The organism is Halopiger xanaduensis SH-6 (assembly GCF_000217715.1).
Taxonomy (GTDB): domain Archaea; phylum Halobacteriota; class Halobacteria; order Halobacteriales; family Natrialbaceae; genus Halopiger; species Halopiger xanaduensis.
This window is the reverse complement of the sequence record NC_015666.1, coordinates 2,474,661-2,489,344: the sequence shown is the minus strand read 5'-3', so window position 1 is coordinate 2,489,344 and position 14,684 is coordinate 2,474,661. Positions and strand designations below refer to the sequence as shown.

Annotated in this window: 17 protein-coding genes and 1 tRNA gene; 10 read left to right on the top strand and 8 right to left on the bottom strand. The window is 63.9% G+C overall.

The window, feature by feature from the left end; all coding sequences use genetic code 11:
• Nucleotides 1-45 precede the first annotated feature (45 nt).
• The 6 genes from HALXA_RS12070 to HALXA_RS12045 all read left to right on the top strand — a co-directional run bounded on the left by HALXA_RS12070 (nt 46) and on the right by HALXA_RS12045 (nt 5,200).
• The gene (locus tag HALXA_RS12070) at nt 46-810 is read left to right on the top strand and encodes a GTP cyclohydrolase III (RefSeq protein ID WP_013880653.1); all 765 of its coding nucleotides are present in this window, start codon (nt 46-48) and stop codon (nt 808-810) included.
• A gap of 89 nt (nt 811-899) precedes the next feature.
• A complete protein-coding gene (locus HALXA_RS12065; RefSeq protein ID WP_013880652.1) occupies nt 900-1,535 on the top strand; it encodes a CBS domain-containing protein in 636 nt (211 codons plus the stop codon).
• Nucleotides 1,536-1,684: 149 nt separating this feature from the next.
• Nucleotides 1,685-2,215: a GNAT family N-acetyltransferase gene (locus HALXA_RS12060; protein WP_013880651.1), complete on the top strand. Its 531-nt coding sequence runs from the start codon at nt 1,685-1,687 to the stop codon at nt 2,213-2,215.
• 12 nt (nt 2,216-2,227) lie between these two features.
• Nucleotides 2,228-2,301, top strand: a tRNA-Thr gene (locus HALXA_RS12055).
• Between the two features lie 516 nt (nt 2,302-2,817).
• Nucleotides 2,818-4,131: a hypothetical protein gene (locus HALXA_RS12050; protein ID WP_013880649.1), complete on the top strand. Its 1,314-nt coding sequence runs from the start codon at nt 2,818-2,820 to the stop codon at nt 4,129-4,131.
• Between the two features lie 778 nt (nt 4,132-4,909).
• Nucleotides 4,910-5,200 (top strand): HalOD1 output domain-containing protein, encoded by a 291-nt coding sequence (locus HALXA_RS12045; RefSeq protein WP_013880648.1) that lies wholly within the window; start codon nt 4,910-4,912, stop codon nt 5,198-5,200.
• Nucleotides 5,201-5,250: 50 nt separating this feature from the next.
• Here HALXA_RS12045 and HALXA_RS12040 read toward each other — a convergent pair whose 3' ends face one another.
• The 3 genes from HALXA_RS12040 to HALXA_RS12030 all read right to left on the bottom strand — a co-directional run bounded on the left by HALXA_RS12040 (nt 5,251) and on the right by HALXA_RS12030 (nt 7,391).
• Complete coding sequence (locus HALXA_RS12040; protein ID WP_013880647.1) at nt 5,251-5,652, bottom strand: acyl-CoA thioesterase; 402 nt, start codon at nt 5,650-5,652, stop codon at nt 5,251-5,253.
• A gap of 132 nt (nt 5,653-5,784) precedes the next feature.
• Entirely contained in the window at nt 5,785-6,543 is a 759-nt protein-coding gene (locus HALXA_RS12035; RefSeq protein ID WP_013880646.1) for a ribonuclease H-like domain-containing protein, read from the bottom strand.
• A 155-nt stretch (nt 6,544-6,698) separates the two neighbouring features.
• On the bottom strand, nt 6,699-7,391 hold the full coding sequence (locus HALXA_RS12030; RefSeq protein ID WP_083822867.1) for a DUF7504 family protein: 693 nt from the start codon (nt 7,389-7,391) through the stop codon (nt 6,699-6,701).
• A gap of 128 nt (nt 7,392-7,519) precedes the next feature.
• On the opposite strand from HALXA_RS12030, the gene HALXA_RS12025 reads away from it, so the two are divergent.
• From HALXA_RS12025 to HALXA_RS21690, 3 genes are all read left to right on the top strand, one after another.
• The gene (locus HALXA_RS12025; protein ID WP_013880644.1) at nt 7,520-8,332 is read left to right on the top strand and encodes a DUF7547 family protein; all 813 of its coding nucleotides are present in this window, start codon (nt 7,520-7,522) and stop codon (nt 8,330-8,332) included.
• A gap of 116 nt (nt 8,333-8,448) precedes the next feature.
• Nucleotides 8,449-8,748 (top strand): hypothetical protein, encoded by a 300-nt coding sequence (locus HALXA_RS12020; RefSeq protein ID WP_013880643.1) that lies wholly within the window; start codon nt 8,449-8,451, stop codon nt 8,746-8,748.
• A gap of 187 nt (nt 8,749-8,935) precedes the next feature.
• Nucleotides 8,936-9,199, top strand: coding sequence for a hypothetical protein (locus tag HALXA_RS21690; protein ID WP_148263644.1), 264 nt, complete (start codon nt 8,936-8,938; stop codon nt 9,197-9,199).
• A gap of 37 nt (nt 9,200-9,236) precedes the next feature.
• Here the strand turns inward: HALXA_RS21690 and HALXA_RS12015 are convergent, their stop codons facing one another.
• Genes HALXA_RS12015 through hflX form a run of 3 tightly spaced genes read right to left on the bottom strand, consistent with a single transcriptional unit; the run spans nt 9,237 to nt 12,106 of the window.
• Nucleotides 9,237-9,599, bottom strand: a complete 363-nt coding sequence (locus tag HALXA_RS12015) for an OB-fold domain-containing protein (RefSeq protein WP_013880642.1) — start codon at nt 9,597-9,599, stop codon at nt 9,237-9,239.
• Nucleotides 9,596-10,753 (bottom strand): thiolase family protein, encoded by a 1,158-nt coding sequence (locus tag HALXA_RS12010; protein ID WP_013880641.1) that lies wholly within the window; start codon nt 10,751-10,753, stop codon nt 9,596-9,598. Before HALXA_RS12010 ends, HALXA_RS12015 begins: the two co-directional genes overlap by 4 nt.
• A gap of 51 nt (nt 10,754-10,804) precedes the next feature.
• Entirely contained in the window at nt 10,805-12,106 is a 1,302-nt protein-coding gene (hflX, locus tag HALXA_RS12005) for a GTPase HflX (protein WP_013880640.1), read from the bottom strand.
• 407 nt (nt 12,107-12,513) lie between these two features.
• Between hflX and HALXA_RS12000 the strand changes: the two genes are divergently transcribed.
• Complete coding sequence (locus HALXA_RS12000; protein ID WP_013880639.1) at nt 12,514-12,828, top strand: FUN14 domain-containing protein; 315 nt, start codon at nt 12,514-12,516, stop codon at nt 12,826-12,828.
• Nucleotides 12,829-12,909: 81 nt separating this feature from the next.
• Here the strand turns inward: HALXA_RS12000 and HALXA_RS11995 are convergent, their stop codons facing one another.
• Both HALXA_RS11995 and psmA read right to left on the bottom strand, forming a co-directional pair.
• A complete protein-coding gene (locus HALXA_RS11995) occupies nt 12,910-13,635 on the bottom strand; it encodes a ribosome assembly factor SBDS (protein WP_013880638.1) in 726 nt (241 codons plus the stop codon).
• A 280-nt stretch (nt 13,636-13,915) separates the two neighbouring features.
• Entirely contained in the window at nt 13,916-14,680 is a 765-nt protein-coding gene (psmA, locus tag HALXA_RS11990; protein WP_013880637.1) for an archaeal proteasome endopeptidase complex subunit alpha, read from the bottom strand.
• Between the last annotated feature and the right edge of the window lie 4 nt (nt 14,681-14,684).

The window sequence follows — 14,684 nt, the reverse complement described above, 5'->3', positions numbered from 1 at the left end:
GATTACGTATCACTTATACGACGGGCGTCGAAACGTGGGGCTACAGTGACTAACACGCAGGTTACGCTCCTTCAGATCGACAACTACGGTCCGTGGACGGTGACGCCCGAGCCTCGCCGGGAAACCGACCTGCAGACGATGCAGTCCCGCCTCTACGCGGACATCTCCCAGTTCGTCGGCGCCCGCGACGGCTACGTCTTCTTCACCCGCTTCGACAACATGATCGCCGTCACGAACGGGCTCTCCCGCGAGGACCACGAACGCCTCCAGGAATCGATCGGCAACCGGTATCCGGTCACGCTCAGCCTCGGCGTCGCGACCGGCACCACGCCCGTGCAGGCGCTCTCGGACGCGACGACGCAACTGCAGGAGGCCGGCAGCGCCCAGGACAAGGACCGCCGCGAGGTCCTCGAGGGTCGCGTCATCGAGGACGGCCACCGGACCGACGGGGACGTCCAGATCGCCCACTTCGACGTCATCAACGCGACGGGCACCTACACGGACGAACTCAACGCCTTCGACACGTTCATCGAGATCGAGCAGGGCTACGCCGAACTCATGCGCCATATGCGCCACACCCACGACAGTCTCTCCTTCTTCGTCGGCGGCGACAACGTCATCGTCGTCTGTCCCGACCTCGAGGAACCCGACTACGAGGAGGCGATCCACCACGTCGCGGAAGCCGTCGACGTCGACCTGCAGGTCGGCGTCGGTCGCGGGGACAGCGCCCACGAGGCCGGCTACGCCGCGAAGCACGCCCTCGAGACCTGCCGGGCCGACGGCATCCGAGTCGAACTCGCGTGGGAGTAGCCGGGAAATCCGATCCGTAAATCTTCGCCGGCGACTCGCTTAAGCGTAGCGGGGGTAGCTTTTAGCCTGTCTGTGCGTATCGTTCACACATGGAATCGGAACTGTCGGTCACGGACGTCCTGACGACCGACTACGTCGGCGTCAGCGAGTCCGATACGGTCCGCGGAGCGGTGCAACTCATGCGAGACGAGCGCGCGAGCTGCGTCCTCGTCGTTCGCGGCGCCGACGCCGTCGGCATCATGACCGAGTGGGACCTGCTCGACCTCGTCGCGGACGAGCGCGAGCCGGGCGAGCTGACCGTCGGCGACGTCATGACGACGCCGGTCATCTCGGTCGCGCCGGACCGCTCGCTCACCGACGCCGCGAGCCTGATGACCCGCGAGAACATCCGGAACGTCGTCGTCGAGGACGAGGACGGCGTCCGCGGGGTCGTCACCCAGCGCGACGTCATCGCCGCCGCGAGTTCGTTCCAGGCGACGGTCGCGCCCCGCTCTCGCTCGAATCCGGACGGGACGGTTCCGGGGTCCAGGCCGGGGTCGGCATCCGGACGGCAGCCCGACGACCCGACGACCCAATCCACCGCCGCGGAGGCCGACGAGCGGGCGCTCGCCAACGGCGGCGACGAGTACACGACGCAGGGCGTCTGCGAGGCCTGCGGCTCGCTGGCCGAGTCCCTCCGGGAGTCGAACGGCCAACTCGTCTGTCCGGACTGCCGAACGGTGTAGCGGGCGCGTTCGAATCGCAGTCTCCGTCCCCGTCTTCCCGCCGCTCTCCTCGAGGCGATGAAAAGACCTTTCGGCGGCGACGGTTGAGGAGTCGACGATGACCGATGTCTCCGGCGGACGACGCCGATTTTCACCCCTGCTTTCCATCCATGTCGGCTGACGTAACGATCGAACCAGCGACGAGCGACGACGTCGAGGCCGTCGCGGAACTGTGGGTCCGACTGGCCCGCGGTCAGCGCGCGTACGACTCCTACGTGCGCGCGGACGCGAACCGAAACCGGATGCGCGAAACCCTCGCCGCCCACCAGGCCACCGACGGCCTGCTCGTCGCTCGCGCCGGCGCCGACGACACCCTCGTCGGCTTCGTCTCGTTCTCCCTCGAGCACGGGACGCTCGAACTCGACGCGACCCGCGGGACGATCTCGAACATCTACGTCGAACCGACCCACCGCGGTCGCGGAATCGGTGCGGCGCTGCTCGAGGCGGCCGAAGACGCGCTCGCCGATCGGGGCGCGGAGGTCGTGATTTTGGAGGTTATGGCCGACAACGAGGCCGCACGGCGGTTCTACAGGGAACAGGGGTTCGACGCGTTTCGCGTGACGATGGAACGGTCGCTCGCGGACCGCGACGAGCAAGCGGTTCAATCCGAAAACGATACACACTCAAAGGAGGACGAGTAACCAACGACCCGCGCCAGGGGAGCATGGGCGGTTCATGCACTCGACTTGTAATCGAGACTTCGTGGGTTCAAATCCCACCCCTGGCTTTCAGGATTTTCGTTGGATGTGATCATCTGCGCCGGTTGAGGAACCCCAGTTCACAATTGTTGTCGGCGAGACTGAATCAGTAGCGTTGGCTCTAAAACTATGGTTGCGCCAGGCACAACTAAGTCATTCGTTGATAAGTTTCCAAGCCTTTAATATCATGATTATAATAGAAGTCGGCCTACATGCAACCTACGCGACGGGAGTTATTTGGGTTGGTGACAACGGCCACCGTCACCACTCTCCCAGTAGCCGAGGTCGGTGCACAGACGGAAAGCGGCGATCGTTACGGCGACGGCGTGTACGGCGCCGGCCTCTACAGCACGTCCGCTACTAATGAGAACAGCGGGCCTAGCGAGGCGTTCCGCGAGGCCGGTGAAGCCGGCCGATTCGCTTCTGACGGAACTGAACGACGGTGAAGCGACCGGTGATGCGGATACTTCGACGAGAGTTGCAAGACGAGACCAACGTCACCCCTGATAATCGAATTCCCCGACTTACAACCGAATTCAACAGCAATGAGTGACTACCCTGAACCGCCGCGAACCGACTGGGGCGATTTTGCCGTCCTCAGCGACGCAGCGAACCCGGAAGACTACGAAGACCGCTGGGGCCGCGTCCAGGACGAGGAGAACTGGCGCGGGCTCCAAGATCAGATCGTCGTCCCGTTCGAGAGTTACGCCGATTTCCCCGCCGAGGGACCGTTTGACGGCGCTCGAGCGGAGGCGAAAGATATGAACGTAATCTTCGAGTGGGACGCCGACACCGGCGACTGGAGGCCGGCGAATACCGGAACGACGGAGAATCCTGTCCCCGGAACGACGCATTTAGAGCGGGCCGATATAAGCGAGGTGAACAATGCCTTTGTCGCACGTGATAGCGACGAACTTCAAGCTGTCATCGATCGTGCAGCAGATTCCGCGGGGTGGGAGAAAAAGGCCACAGTGCACCTCGTTCCGGATAAAACGTACCGCATCTCCGAAACGATCTACCTGCGTGAGGGTGTATGTCTGCTACCAAATAACGCGACAATAGTTCCGGACGCGGACACAGATATCCTCTTCATAGACACTGGTACCAAAATTTCCGGACCCTTAACTATCAAAACACGGGTGTACGACGGGTATAGCAGTACCGTTCTCGTTGCCGATGGAGCGCGGTCGACGACCCAATGGTATCGATCCAATGCGGACAGTCACTTCAGATTGGACGGTCCGATCCACTTGCACGGCGAGAAAGGCGAGGGTACCGGGCTACTGCTAAAATCTGCGGCCGGGGAGTACATCATCCACTGCTCAGGGAGACTCAACATTCGGGGGTACGATACAGCGATCCGCACAGATACGACCGAAGGCGGATTCGTAAACGGGAACTATTTTTCGGTCGTTATCACGAGGTCAACGAACGGTATCGTCACTAGCGGTCCGTCCGGCGGGAAGCTGATCCTGTACGGACACATCCAGTGCAACGATATGGAAGTCGCGATCCGAAACGAAGGCCCGGATCACATCAATAATTACGGGCCGTTTTTCGTTGGACACTTGGAGGATCCCCACAGGATGGCTGATGGCGGCCTGATAATCGACGGTCCAAATATCAAGGTTAGAGAGGGATACAGTCGTCTCTCGGGCGGAATGGAGTGGAACCTTGGACCGGGTTCAACGTTTAACGGATACGGGGCCCACGAAGGAAACAGTCGGCCCGACCCTACTCGATACACGGAGGGAGAGTACGTCAGATGGACAGATACAGCGGATGGAGACGTAAAGTATCTGATGAGGGCGCCGAAGAATATGTGGTTCCAAATCGCTGCAGGTAGCGATGAGCTTTGATTTCGCCCAGTCCAAAGTCTCACCGACAGTACCTACCCGGGCGTCTCGAGACACTCGCTCGAGTAGCTCGTGGTATCGATTGTGACATGAGAGGGCGGTCGACTGCGATCGACGTGACACTGACCGGCCGACGAAAAATCACTTCGAGAATTACGGCACACGAACGGTGAGCGGATCACCGGCCGGGCAAACCGGTGATCCGCTCCGTCGGTGATCGGAAGGGTCGCGGCATCACGGGCGGTGACGCCGGCGACGTGGCGAGGAGGAGATCTGTCCGGGCGAACAGCGCTGTCAGGGCACCGATAGTGGATCCCCCATCCCCTCGCCGATTGAACGTTCATTCACAGCGGTGATAAAGGTATCGAACTGGCTGTTTCCAATTAACGGATCGACAGTGGGTTGAGCACAGGGACGGCGTCTATCGAGATCGACGACCGCGTGTTCCGTCTCGATTGAACGCACGGGCAACAACTAGCTTCAGCATCTGCCTGATATTATCGCTGGTCAGTTTTGGAGTGCTATTGTCCACGTGCGATTACAGTGACTTAAACCGAATTGACCCGACGTTTGCCGGCGCAAACGGCCTACAACCCGTGCTTGTTCGGCGAATATTCCTGCTTGAAACGTTTCAAAACTAATTATAGTACTAATATTATCTCTCTATTTGAGTCCAAATAGAACAGTAACGTCTTGATAGGATCATCTATGATCAAATCTGGACATTGATTTCGGAGCAAGGCCAGAGGATTTATATCTCGGCGAAGAAAGAGTCCGGCCAATGCTACTCTCAGTCGATCGTTCGGAAGCAACCGACGACCAGTCCCTCAGTTTTGCAGTTATTAGCGCAGTCGCCGAACGGGAAGGCGTCGATCCGACCGATATCGAACCACCGGAGTACGAAGCGCTCTACGACGCAATCAATCCCGAAGCTCTCGATTCACTTTTTGCACCGCGAACGGACGGCACCGCTCGAACCACAGGTCGCGTCGAATTCACGTATTGTGACTACCACGTCGTCGTCACGAGCGACGGCGACGTCGAAGTACACGACGACGATCCCCAGCAGTAACGTCGCGTAGCCCGACATCCGTCTCAGCACACGACACCGCCGAGCACCGCTTACCCTCGAGTCGCGTCGATCCGCCGCCGCCACTCGTCCGGCAGCGGCCGTGAGTCGCCCGTCTCCTCGTCGACGAGCACCTGGACCGTCCGTGCGGTCGCCGCCAGTTCGCCGTCCGCTCGGATCTCGTACTCGATCGGGAGACTCGAGGTGCCCAGTTCCGGGACTCGGAGGGCGGCGGTGACGTCCGCGTCGGCGTCGATGGGGCGCGCGTAATCGATTTCGAGGGTCGCCAGTACGGTGCCGGTGTCGACGAGCGAGACGCCGAGGACGTCCGTGAAGTACGCCTCGCGGGCTTGCTCGAGGTAGGTCGCGTACGTCGCGTTGTTGACGTGGCCCATGAAGTCGATGTCGCGGAGTCGAACGTCGATGCCGACGTCGTAATCATACTCAGTTGTCATATAAGCACTGATGACTGCCAGCACCGTAGGCGTACCGCCCGGTATCGGCGACGCCTGTTACGCTCGGACGCTCGCCCGCGGGCCGTTGACAGCAAACGCGCAAAACACAGCGGCGACGACCGAGTCCGACAGCTACACTTTGTTGCGCGCCGCGTCGAATACCTCCGCGTGGAGCCGATCCGTGACTGTTTCGACCAGCGGTCGCATGTTCTTCGTGTCCGCGCGGTTGTACTCGACGAGCGTCTCCAGTGCGCTCTCGTCGCCGCGCTCGTACTCGTGCCAGAGGCGCACGGCGTCGCGGCCGCTGAGATCCGGCATGTCCCGGTCGATGCCGAGCTCGCGTTCGATCGCCTTCAGCCCGCCGTCGAGCCCGACCTGCTTGCAGGGGTACATGAGATCGAGGTGCGGCACGTCGACGTCGATGTCGTAGCAGGTCTCGAGGAAGGGGACGTCGAACCGCGCGCCGTTGAACGTGACCAGCAGCGACGACGCCTCGAGTTCCCGCTCGAGGCGCTCGCTGGTGAGGTCGCGGCCTTTAACGAACGTCTTGGTCTCGTCGCCGCGGTGCAGACTGACCGTCGTGACGTCGTCGCAGGAGGCGTCGAGTCCGGTCGTCTCGATGTCCAGGAAGCAGGTTTGGTCGCGGACGTTCTCGTACAGTCGCCAGCGGCTCGCGGACGGAAGCCGCTCGGCGAACGGGGAAACGTCGCCGCGCTCCAGGTGGGCGCGTCCCTCGTCGATGAACGTCTCGATCCGGTCGGCGAGCGCGTCGCCGACGACGTCGACGCTGCCGTCGAACTCGTCCCAGTGGGTGATTCCCCGTTCCCACAGGCGGCGCTCGGTCGTTTCGCCAACCCCGCGGACCGGGATGAAGCTGTTCTCGATTCGCACACCTGTTCAGGGGAACGGGGCGGGTAAAAGCGCTTGGATCGGCGGTGACGGCCGCTCCGTCGGAGTCGAGGCCGGTCCCGATCCGTGCTCCAGTCCGAACTCAGACCACGATCAAAACCGAACCGCGGTCGACTCGACGATTTCTCGACGACCGCTTACAGCGAGAGCCATTCGGTCCGCGTCCGCCGCTCGCGAAGTCGCCACCGTTGCTCGTACTTCCCCGCTCGCTCCCGGAGTTCGACGACCGCGTCGAACAGCGGCTCGAGCAGCGCGACGGTCTCGTGGTCCGGAGCGAGCGGCAGGTGGACGTGGCCCATTCCGTTGACGTGTTCGATCGCAGCGGTCGTCGCGTGCAAGAGCCGGAACACGCGCTCGGCGTCGTACGCACGGAACAACGGCATCGGCGAGTCGACGCAGACCCGAAGTTCCGCGGGCGCGAGCCCGTCCGCGTCGGCGTCGAATTCGTCGATGGTTTCGATGATCTCGATGCCGAGCGCCTCGAGTCGATCGCTGCAGCCGGCGTACTGCGTATCGCCGACCGACGGGTCGCCGTCGGCCTCCGTTGCGTATTCGATCCATCTGACCGTTCCGCTCGGCGCGGATTCGTTCGAGGGGCGATCGGCGCGGTCCGTAACGAGAACCCGATACCGGGACCGGTCGATCGCCGACTCGTCGCCGTCGTCGCCGTCACTGTCGCCACAACCGCACAACTCCCGGCAGGCAACTTCGTGGACTGCAGTCACGTCTTCGCCGACGACGAGGACGTTGCTCCCGTCCCGTTTGAGCGCCGGCAACGTTCTCGCGAACGCCGCACGCGTCTCTCCCCCGTTCGCGTACTCGCCGTCCATCCGGACTAACGGATAGGCGTCGCCGAAATAAATATTTCGGCCGTTCATCGTTTCAAAAACGTCCGGGCTGCGTAATATCATCGATTGACAATCGGCCGACTTTTCATCCCGGCCGTCGTAGTCCGCCTATGGCCGATCAGGACGACGACCTCGCGGACGCTATCCGCGAACTGACGCGGACCCTCGAGGACCTCCGGCAGGAACTCGACCGGTCGGACCGAAGAACGGGGGGTCGAGGGCGCCGCGGATGGCGACCGCCGCTCCGTCCGCCGACGCCGCGGGAACTGCTCGCCTTCGCCGACGAGGTCGCGGTCCCCGCCGCCCTCGCCGCCCTCGAATCGAGCATTCGCGCTCTTAAGGCGTTCCAGCGCGGGCTCAAACTCGTCAGAACGGAACGAGACGTTCGCGACCGGACGTCCGACGCGGCGACGGCGGGAAGCGAGCGCGCGGACCGACTCCGGAAGACGACCCTCGAGCGGCTCGATACCGCGCTCGCCGAACTCCAGCGCGCGGCGTCGGAGGGGACGCTGCCGGCCGACGACGAAGCCCGGTCCCTGTTGACCGACGCGCGCGAACTCCGCGACGAGGTCGACGCCCGGCTTCGCGAGGCGACGAGCGACGGCACGTCGACGGAGCCGGGTTCGGATTCGGACTCGTCGGCGGTCCAGATCGACATCGAAGAGGGTGCGCCCGACGGAGCCGAGACGGACCAAGACGAGAGCGAGGGCGCGGCTGCAGACGAGGAGTCCGAATCGAACTCGAACTCGAATATCGACGTCGACGCCGAACTCGAGACGCTCAAGGACCAGTACGCGGCGGACGACGAGGCCGACGCTGATGCGGACGACGAAAACGGCACCGTGAACGAACGCGGTTCCGATTCGACGCCCGACGAGGGGAACGAGGACGACGAAGACGGTGGCGACGACGGGGAGACGTGATCCCCGTTCCGGGTTCGACCGTTCCGAACGCTCGGCACCGCTGCTATCCGCCCCGATTCGAATCCCGCGCATAGCCGCGTCGAACGCTTATCCTGCTGTTACCTATCCCATCGCCCATGGAGTGTCTCTTCTGCGGACAGCCGGTGCAGTTCAGTCAACACAAGATGGCCCACCGGATATTCGAACTCTCGGATCCGGAAGACAACTGGTGGCTCTGTCGCGACTGCGCCGAGATCCGAAATCAGGGGAGCAAAACCGAAGGCCTCACCGGCGAGCGCGGCACCTGCATCGACTGCGACGGGGAAGCGGACTACGGCATCACGATCGTGAAGAAAACGCCCCGCGACGACGTCCGTTCGGACGGGGCCGTCTACCACGTGCTCTGCGAGACGCACTTCGCCGACCGACGGGACTAGCGTCGCTCACGTCCCGCGATACGTGCCGACGAATCTTCCTCGAGAACCGAGTGAGTAGTCCCGTGTTTATCGTCGGGACCAGTGCGGACTCGAGCGCGCCGAATCTACAACAGGCAATTACAGTTCGCGCCGACGCGTGTACGGTCGGAATGCTAATAGTGATCAATACACACGTTTCGGTGGACCAATGAGTACCGAACCAGCCACCCAGCGAGCGCGAACGACCTGCGGCGACTGCGGTTTGCCGTACTACGCCGACGAGAACGATGCGTGTCCGTACTGCGACACGTCATCGTCGGCGTCTGCTGTCGAGCAAGCGGGGTCTGAACCGCAGCGGGACCGTGAATCGGAAGCAACGCCCTCAGAGCGACGACGGACGTCCTCGGGAGCGTCGTCGCAATCGCTGCTCCAGCGGCTCACCTACGCGCTCAGGGACGCGTTCCGAAAGTGACGACGGCCGCCGCGGGCCGCGGGCTCTCGAGCCCGCTTTATTCGACGGGCTCGAACCGGTAGCCGTCCCAGTCCTGGCTCTCGGGTTCGCGGATCCCGGCGCCGGGCTCGCGGAGTTCGTCGACGTGGACCGGCCGGACTTCGTCGCCGGTCTCGACGTCGCCGGTCGTGAGCTGGCCGATCGCGCGCACGGACTCCCCGTCGACATCGAATTCGACGATCGCGAGGTGGTTCGGCTCGCGGACGCCGGGCGGGGTGGCCGTCGAAGTAGTCCAGGTGACGACCTCGGCCGTGTACTCGCTGAGGTCGATCGTTTCCGCCGGCTCCGCGCCGTCCGGACCGCGGGGGTGGCCGGGGTAGCTGATCGAACCGTCCTCGTACTTGGTGGCTTCCATCGTCATTGTGCCGCCTCCATGATGGTCGTGATGACGCAGTTGCCGAAGCCGCCGACGTTGCAGGTCAGGCCGACGTCGGCGTCGACCTGTCGCGGACCGGCTTCGCCCATCAGTTGCTCGTAGATCTCGACGGCCTGCGCGACGCCGCTGGCGCCCAGCGGGTGACCCTTGGATTTGAGCCCGCCGGAGGTGTTGATCGGCAGTTCGCCGGTGTCGCGCTCGGTGTATCCCTCCTCGACGAGTTTCCAGGCCTCGCCCTGCTCGGCGAAGCCCAGCCCCTCCATCTGGAGGAACTCGAGGATGGTGAACATGTCGTGGAGTTCCGCGACGTCGATGTCGTCGGGGTCGCGCCCGCTCATCTCGTAGGCGCCCTCCCCGCTCTCGACGACGCCGCGCATCACGGTGGGATCCTCGCGTTCGTGGACGACGTGCGTGTCCGTCGCGCCGTCGATCCCCGAGATGACGACGTACTCGTCCGTGTACTCCTCGGCGACTGACTCGGGACAGAGCATCAGCGCCGCCGAGCCGTCCGTGATCGGACAGAAGTCGTACAGCCGCAGCGGGTCGGCCACGATCGGCGACTCGAGGACCGTCTCGAGGTCCACTTCCTTCCGGAACTGCGCCTTCGGGTTGTCGACGCCGTTCTTGTGGTTCTTGACGGCGACCTTCGCTAAGCTCTCGCGGGGTGCGTCGAACCGCTCCAAGTAGTGGCGCGCGGTCAGGCCCGCGAACGAGGGCAGCGTCACGCCGTGTTTGTACTCGGCGGGGTGGGTCAGCGACGCGATGACGTCGGTCGCCTCGCCGGTTGTCTTGTGGGTCATCTTCTCGCCGCCGACGAGCATCGTCATGTCGCTGGCCCCGCTGGCGACGGACTGCCAGGCGGCGTAGATTCCCGCGCCGCCGCTGGAGCTGGTCTGGTCGACGCGCTGAGTGTAGGCCGGTACCGCGTCGATGTCCTGTGCGAGCGCGTTCATTACGCCCGTCTGCCCCTCGAACTCGCCGCTGGCCATGTTCGAGACGTACAGGTGCTCGACGTCCGACGCGTCGACCCCTGCGTCCTCGAGACACTCGAGTCCGGCCTCCGAGAGGAGGTCCAGGACCCAGGCGTCCCGCTGCCCGAACTGGGTCATGGACGAGCCGATGATTGCAACACGTTCCATATCCTACGGGACTCGAGTCAGCAATTTATAGGATAGGGATTGCGACGGGGATTAGGCCGACTCGGCCGCCGTCGTCCGCAACTCGCTCGCGCGCGAGCGCGCCTGCGAGATCACTGCAGGGCGCGCCTCGAAGGAGACGATGACGTCCTGATCGCCGTAGGTGACGTCGTCGACGTGCGCGTTGTCGTGGATCCACGAGACCAGACTCATCGTATCGTCGGTCATCGGCAGCATCAGCCGTTCTTCCTCCCAGTCGGGCAATTCCGAATCGATCCGATCGAGCAGCGCCTCGACGTTCGTGCCCTCGCGGGCGCTGACCGTGACCGGATTCGGCGCGAGCGAGGAGAGCGCCCGCCGCTTCTCGGCGAGTTCGTCGTCGTCGACCGTGTCGATCTTGTTCAGTACCGTTACGATCGGCGCCTCGTTGCGCTCGTAGAGGGTGTCGTGACAGGTGACGAGCTTCTCGTGGATCTCGTCGATATCTTCGCTGACATCGACGACGAGCAAGACCAGATCCGCGCGGTAGACCCAGTCGAGCGTCGACTTGAACGACTCGACGAGCCAGTGGGGCAGGTCGCTGATGAACCCGACCGTGTCGGTCACGAGCACGTCGCGGGGTTCGATGTCCGCGCGGCGGGTCGTCGTTCCCAGCGTCGTGAACAGCTTGTCTTGGGACTCGGCCGTCGCGTCGAGATCACGGTGGAGCCCCTCGTTCTCGTCGACGTCGAGGTCGGCCGCGAGTCGCCGCAGCAGCGTCGACTTACCGGCGTTCGTGTAGCCCGCGAGCGCGACCAGATCGAAGCCCGAATCCCGGCGCCGTTCCCGGCGCTGCTCCTCGGTCTGCTCGATCCGCTCGAGTTCGTCCTTGATCCGGCTGATCTGGTCCTTGATGTCCTGCTCGCGGCTCTCGTCGTACTCGCCCAGCCCCATGAAGCCGGGGTGCTCGTCGCGCTTGGCGAGGCTGGTCTTCGCTTCGGCGCGGGGCAGTTCGTAGCGGAGTTCGGCCAGTTCGACCTGGAGTTGCGCCTTCCGGGTCTGGGCGCGCTGACCGAAGATCTCGAGGATAAGGGTGAATCGATCGATGACCTCGACCCCCTCGGGCAGCAGTTGTCCGAGGTTGTAGGTCTGGTAGGGGCCGAGCCGGTTGTCGAAGATGACGGTCGTCGCCTCGGTTCGCTCGGCGACCTCGGCGAGTTCCTCGGCCTTCCCCTCGCCGAGCTGGAGGGCCGGATCGGCTTTCCGGGATTGGGTGATCTCACCGACGACCGTGTAGCCGGCCGCCGTCGCGAGGTCGCGGATCTCGGTCGTATCTGGCGTTCCGGAGTCGACGCGCTTGGCGATGATCGCGTTCATGCGAGTGGATGTGTGCGTGCGTGAGTCGGGTGGTGATCGTCGCGTCGCTCGCTCGAGACGCTCGAGGGTGAGACGCGACTCGAGACGAGCGGCGGCGCTTCGTCGTCTTCCATCGTGGGCCGACTGCACGGCTGTTCGAGGGCCGCGGACAGTCGACGCCGGAACCGATGCCGCGGGATCCTCGACACGCTAACGATGCCGACCGAACACCTCCGTTGACCGTACGAGTGACATAGATGCACGTACGCATCCGACCGCCTTGAATCCCGCGCCCGCCGCCGTCGGGCGATCCCTTCGCGGCCGAAATCGGCTGAATAACGTGCAGAAACGGCCGGATAGAAACCCGGAACCGACGAACCGTCCAGCGATCACAACAGTCATTACCGCCGACTCGAATGGTCGTTCCGATGATCGACGTCGATCCCGTAACGCTCGCCCTCGAGTTCGGCGGCGGGCTGGCGATCGGTGCGCTGGTCGGGTTCGGGACAAAACGGGTCGCGAAGGTCCTCGCCATCGTGGTCGGGATTCAGTTGATGGCCTTTCGCTACCTCGAGTCCCAGGGGATCGTTATCGTCGACTACGAGCGGCTCTCGGCCGGGCTCGTCGGCACCGGCGAACGGGTCGACGGGGCGGCGACGCCGTGGCTCGAGTCGGTGCTCTCGGCGGTGACGATCGGTGCCGGATTCGCGAGCGGCTTTCTGATCGGATTCCACCGCGGATAACGGGCCGTCGCAGATCTGTACCGAGTTGAAAGAAGCAGTCTTGTTCGAAATTCGGGACGGCTGCTTCCGCCCCGCGACGCCCTACCGCGTCTTGATGTCGTCCTTGTCCTTGATGATCTCCGTCTCCGCTTCGCCGCTGGTGTGTTCGTTGACGACGTCGTAGAACTCGTTTTGCAGCCCCGCGGGGAACGTGAGCACGCCGATCCACGAGCCGTCGGACTGCCACTCCTCGCGCTCGAGTTCGCCGAACTGCCGGATCTTGGCTTGCGCGCTACCTGCGTGCTCGGCGGGAATCTGTACGGCCACCGTCACCTCCTCGAACCGGATCGGGATGACCGGCCGCAACGCATCGAGGGCGTCGTCAACCTGGCTCTCGACCGGCTCCATCGGATCGACCGTAAAGCCGGCCTCCTCGAGCGCGTTCTCGATGCGTTCGGGCGGATGGGGCGCGTTGTCCATCTGCGGGTTGACCGCGTTGCGCGTGATCGTGTCGATCAGTTGCCTGCGCTTTTGCTCCTGCATCTCGCGGCGCTGGTCGGCCGTGATCTGAATTTCTCCCTCTTTGATCACCTTGGGGATGATCTCGAGGGGATCGGTCGTATCGAAGACCTTCTCGAGGTCGCTCTCGGCCGGTCGGTCGCCCCGCGAGGCGTCCTCGAAGACGTCCTCCGCGGCGATGACGTCCTCGAGTTCCCCGTCGAACTCGCCGCGTTTGATCGCCAGCGCCGCGTCCGGATCTACGAGGACTTCGAAGCGCGCCCCGTGGGACTCGAGTCGCGCCGTCACCGCCTCGTCGAGTGATATCATACCAGAACGTACCGCCGGCCGACTAAAAGAGCTTTTCCTGACGGTTCGTCGTGCCGGATACCGGTAGCTGAACGGGTTCGCGATCCTTCGGATTATCGGGCGCGAGCGCGGCCGGACGTCGCCGACCGGACGCACCGTTTCGGATCGAACGCGGTCCGTGTCGGGTCCAACGGCGACTCGGTCGCAAAAGCGGGGTCGCGTCGCGGTCGAATCGGTGGGGATCCGAACCGAAATACCCCACCGGACTCGAGACTCGAGACTCGATTACGCCGACGGTCCGTTACTCGTCGGTTTCTTCTTCTTCTTCCTCCTCGCTGCCGAGGAGGTCGTTCTCTTCGAGGTGGGTTGCGATTTCGTCCTGCTCGAACTGCTTGAACGCTTCCGTCTCGACGTCGACGGTCGCCAGCCCGACTTCGCTGGGCAGCAGAGAACCGTCGTTGACCGACGCGAGGGCGTCCAGCGCGAGCTGGATGCCGCCGTCGAGGTCGGCTTCCTCGTCGTAGTTCTCCTCGAGGTAGTCCTGAAGGTCGCTGCGGTCGGCGCCGACGGCCAGGGCCTTCCACTCGTAGGGGGTTCCCGACGGGTCGGTCTCGAACAGGCGCGGCTCGCCGTTCTCGATGCCGCCGACGATCAGCGCGACGCCGAACGGACGGGCGCCGCCGACCTGGGTGTACTGCTGGATGTGGTCGGTGACTTCCTTGGTCAGCGTCTCGACGCCGATCGGCTCGCCGTACCGGAGCTGGTTGACTTGCGTCTGCCGGCGCGCGAAGTCGATCAGCTGGCGGGCGTCGGCGACGTGGCCGGCGCTGGCGATGCCGATGTGGTCGTCGGCCTTGTGGATCTTCTCGACGCTCGAGTCCTCGAGCAGCGGCGACGGGACCCGCTTGTCGACGGCGAGTACGACGCCGTCCTGGGTCCGCACGCCGATGCTTGCTGTGCCTCGCTTGACCGCCTCACGGGCGTACTCGACCTGGTAGAGTCGACCGTCCGGTGAGAAGATCGTGATGCCGCGGTCGTACGCCTGCTGTTGGGCTTGTCCCTGCATAGTA

Bases quoted from the DNA above. Each gene is read 5' to 3' on its own strand.
- HALXA_RS12065 (WP_013880652.1), top strand. From the start codon at position 900: ATGGAATCGGAACTGTCGGTCACGGACGTCCTGACGACCGACTACGTC.
- HALXA_RS12060 (WP_013880651.1), top strand. From the start codon at position 1,685: ATGTCGGCTGACGTAACGATCGAACCAGCGACGAGCGACGACGTCGAG.
- HALXA_RS12050 (WP_013880649.1), top strand. From the start codon at position 2,818: ATGAGTGACTACCCTGAACCGCCGCGAACCGACTGGGGCGATTTTGCC.
- HALXA_RS12045 (WP_013880648.1), top strand. From the start codon at position 4,910: ATGCTACTCTCAGTCGATCGTTCGGAAGCAACCGACGACCAGTCCCTC.
- HALXA_RS12040 (WP_013880647.1), bottom strand. From the start codon at position 5,652: ATGACAACTGAGTATGATTACGACGTCGGCATCGACGTTCGACTCCGC.
- HALXA_RS12030 (WP_083822867.1), bottom strand. From the start codon at position 7,391: ATGGACGGCGAGTACGCGAACGGGGGAGAGACGCGTGCGGCGTTCGCG.
- HALXA_RS12025 (WP_013880644.1), top strand. From the start codon at position 7,520: ATGGCCGATCAGGACGACGACCTCGCGGACGCTATCCGCGAACTGACG.
- HALXA_RS12020 (WP_013880643.1), top strand. From the start codon at position 8,449: ATGGAGTGTCTCTTCTGCGGACAGCCGGTGCAGTTCAGTCAACACAAG.
- HALXA_RS21690 (WP_148263644.1), top strand. From the start codon at position 8,936: ATGAGTACCGAACCAGCCACCCAGCGAGCGCGAACGACCTGCGGCGAC.
- HALXA_RS12015 (WP_013880642.1), bottom strand. From the start codon at position 9,599: ATGACGATGGAAGCCACCAAGTACGAGGACGGTTCGATCAGCTACCCC.
- HALXA_RS12010 (WP_013880641.1), bottom strand. From the start codon at position 10,753: ATGGAACGTGTTGCAATCATCGGCTCGTCCATGACCCAGTTCGGGCAG.
- hflX (WP_013880640.1), bottom strand. From the start codon at position 12,106: ATGAACGCGATCATCGCCAAGCGCGTCGACTCCGGAACGCCAGATACG.
- HALXA_RS12000 (WP_013880639.1), top strand. From the start codon at position 12,514: ATGATCGACGTCGATCCCGTAACGCTCGCCCTCGAGTTCGGCGGCGGG.
- HALXA_RS11995 (WP_013880638.1), bottom strand. From the start codon at position 13,635: ATGATATCACTCGACGAGGCGGTGACGGCGCGACTCGAGTCCCACGGG.
- psmA (WP_013880637.1), bottom strand. From the start codon at position 14,680: ATGCAGGGACAAGCCCAACAGCAGGCGTACGACCGCGGCATCACGATC.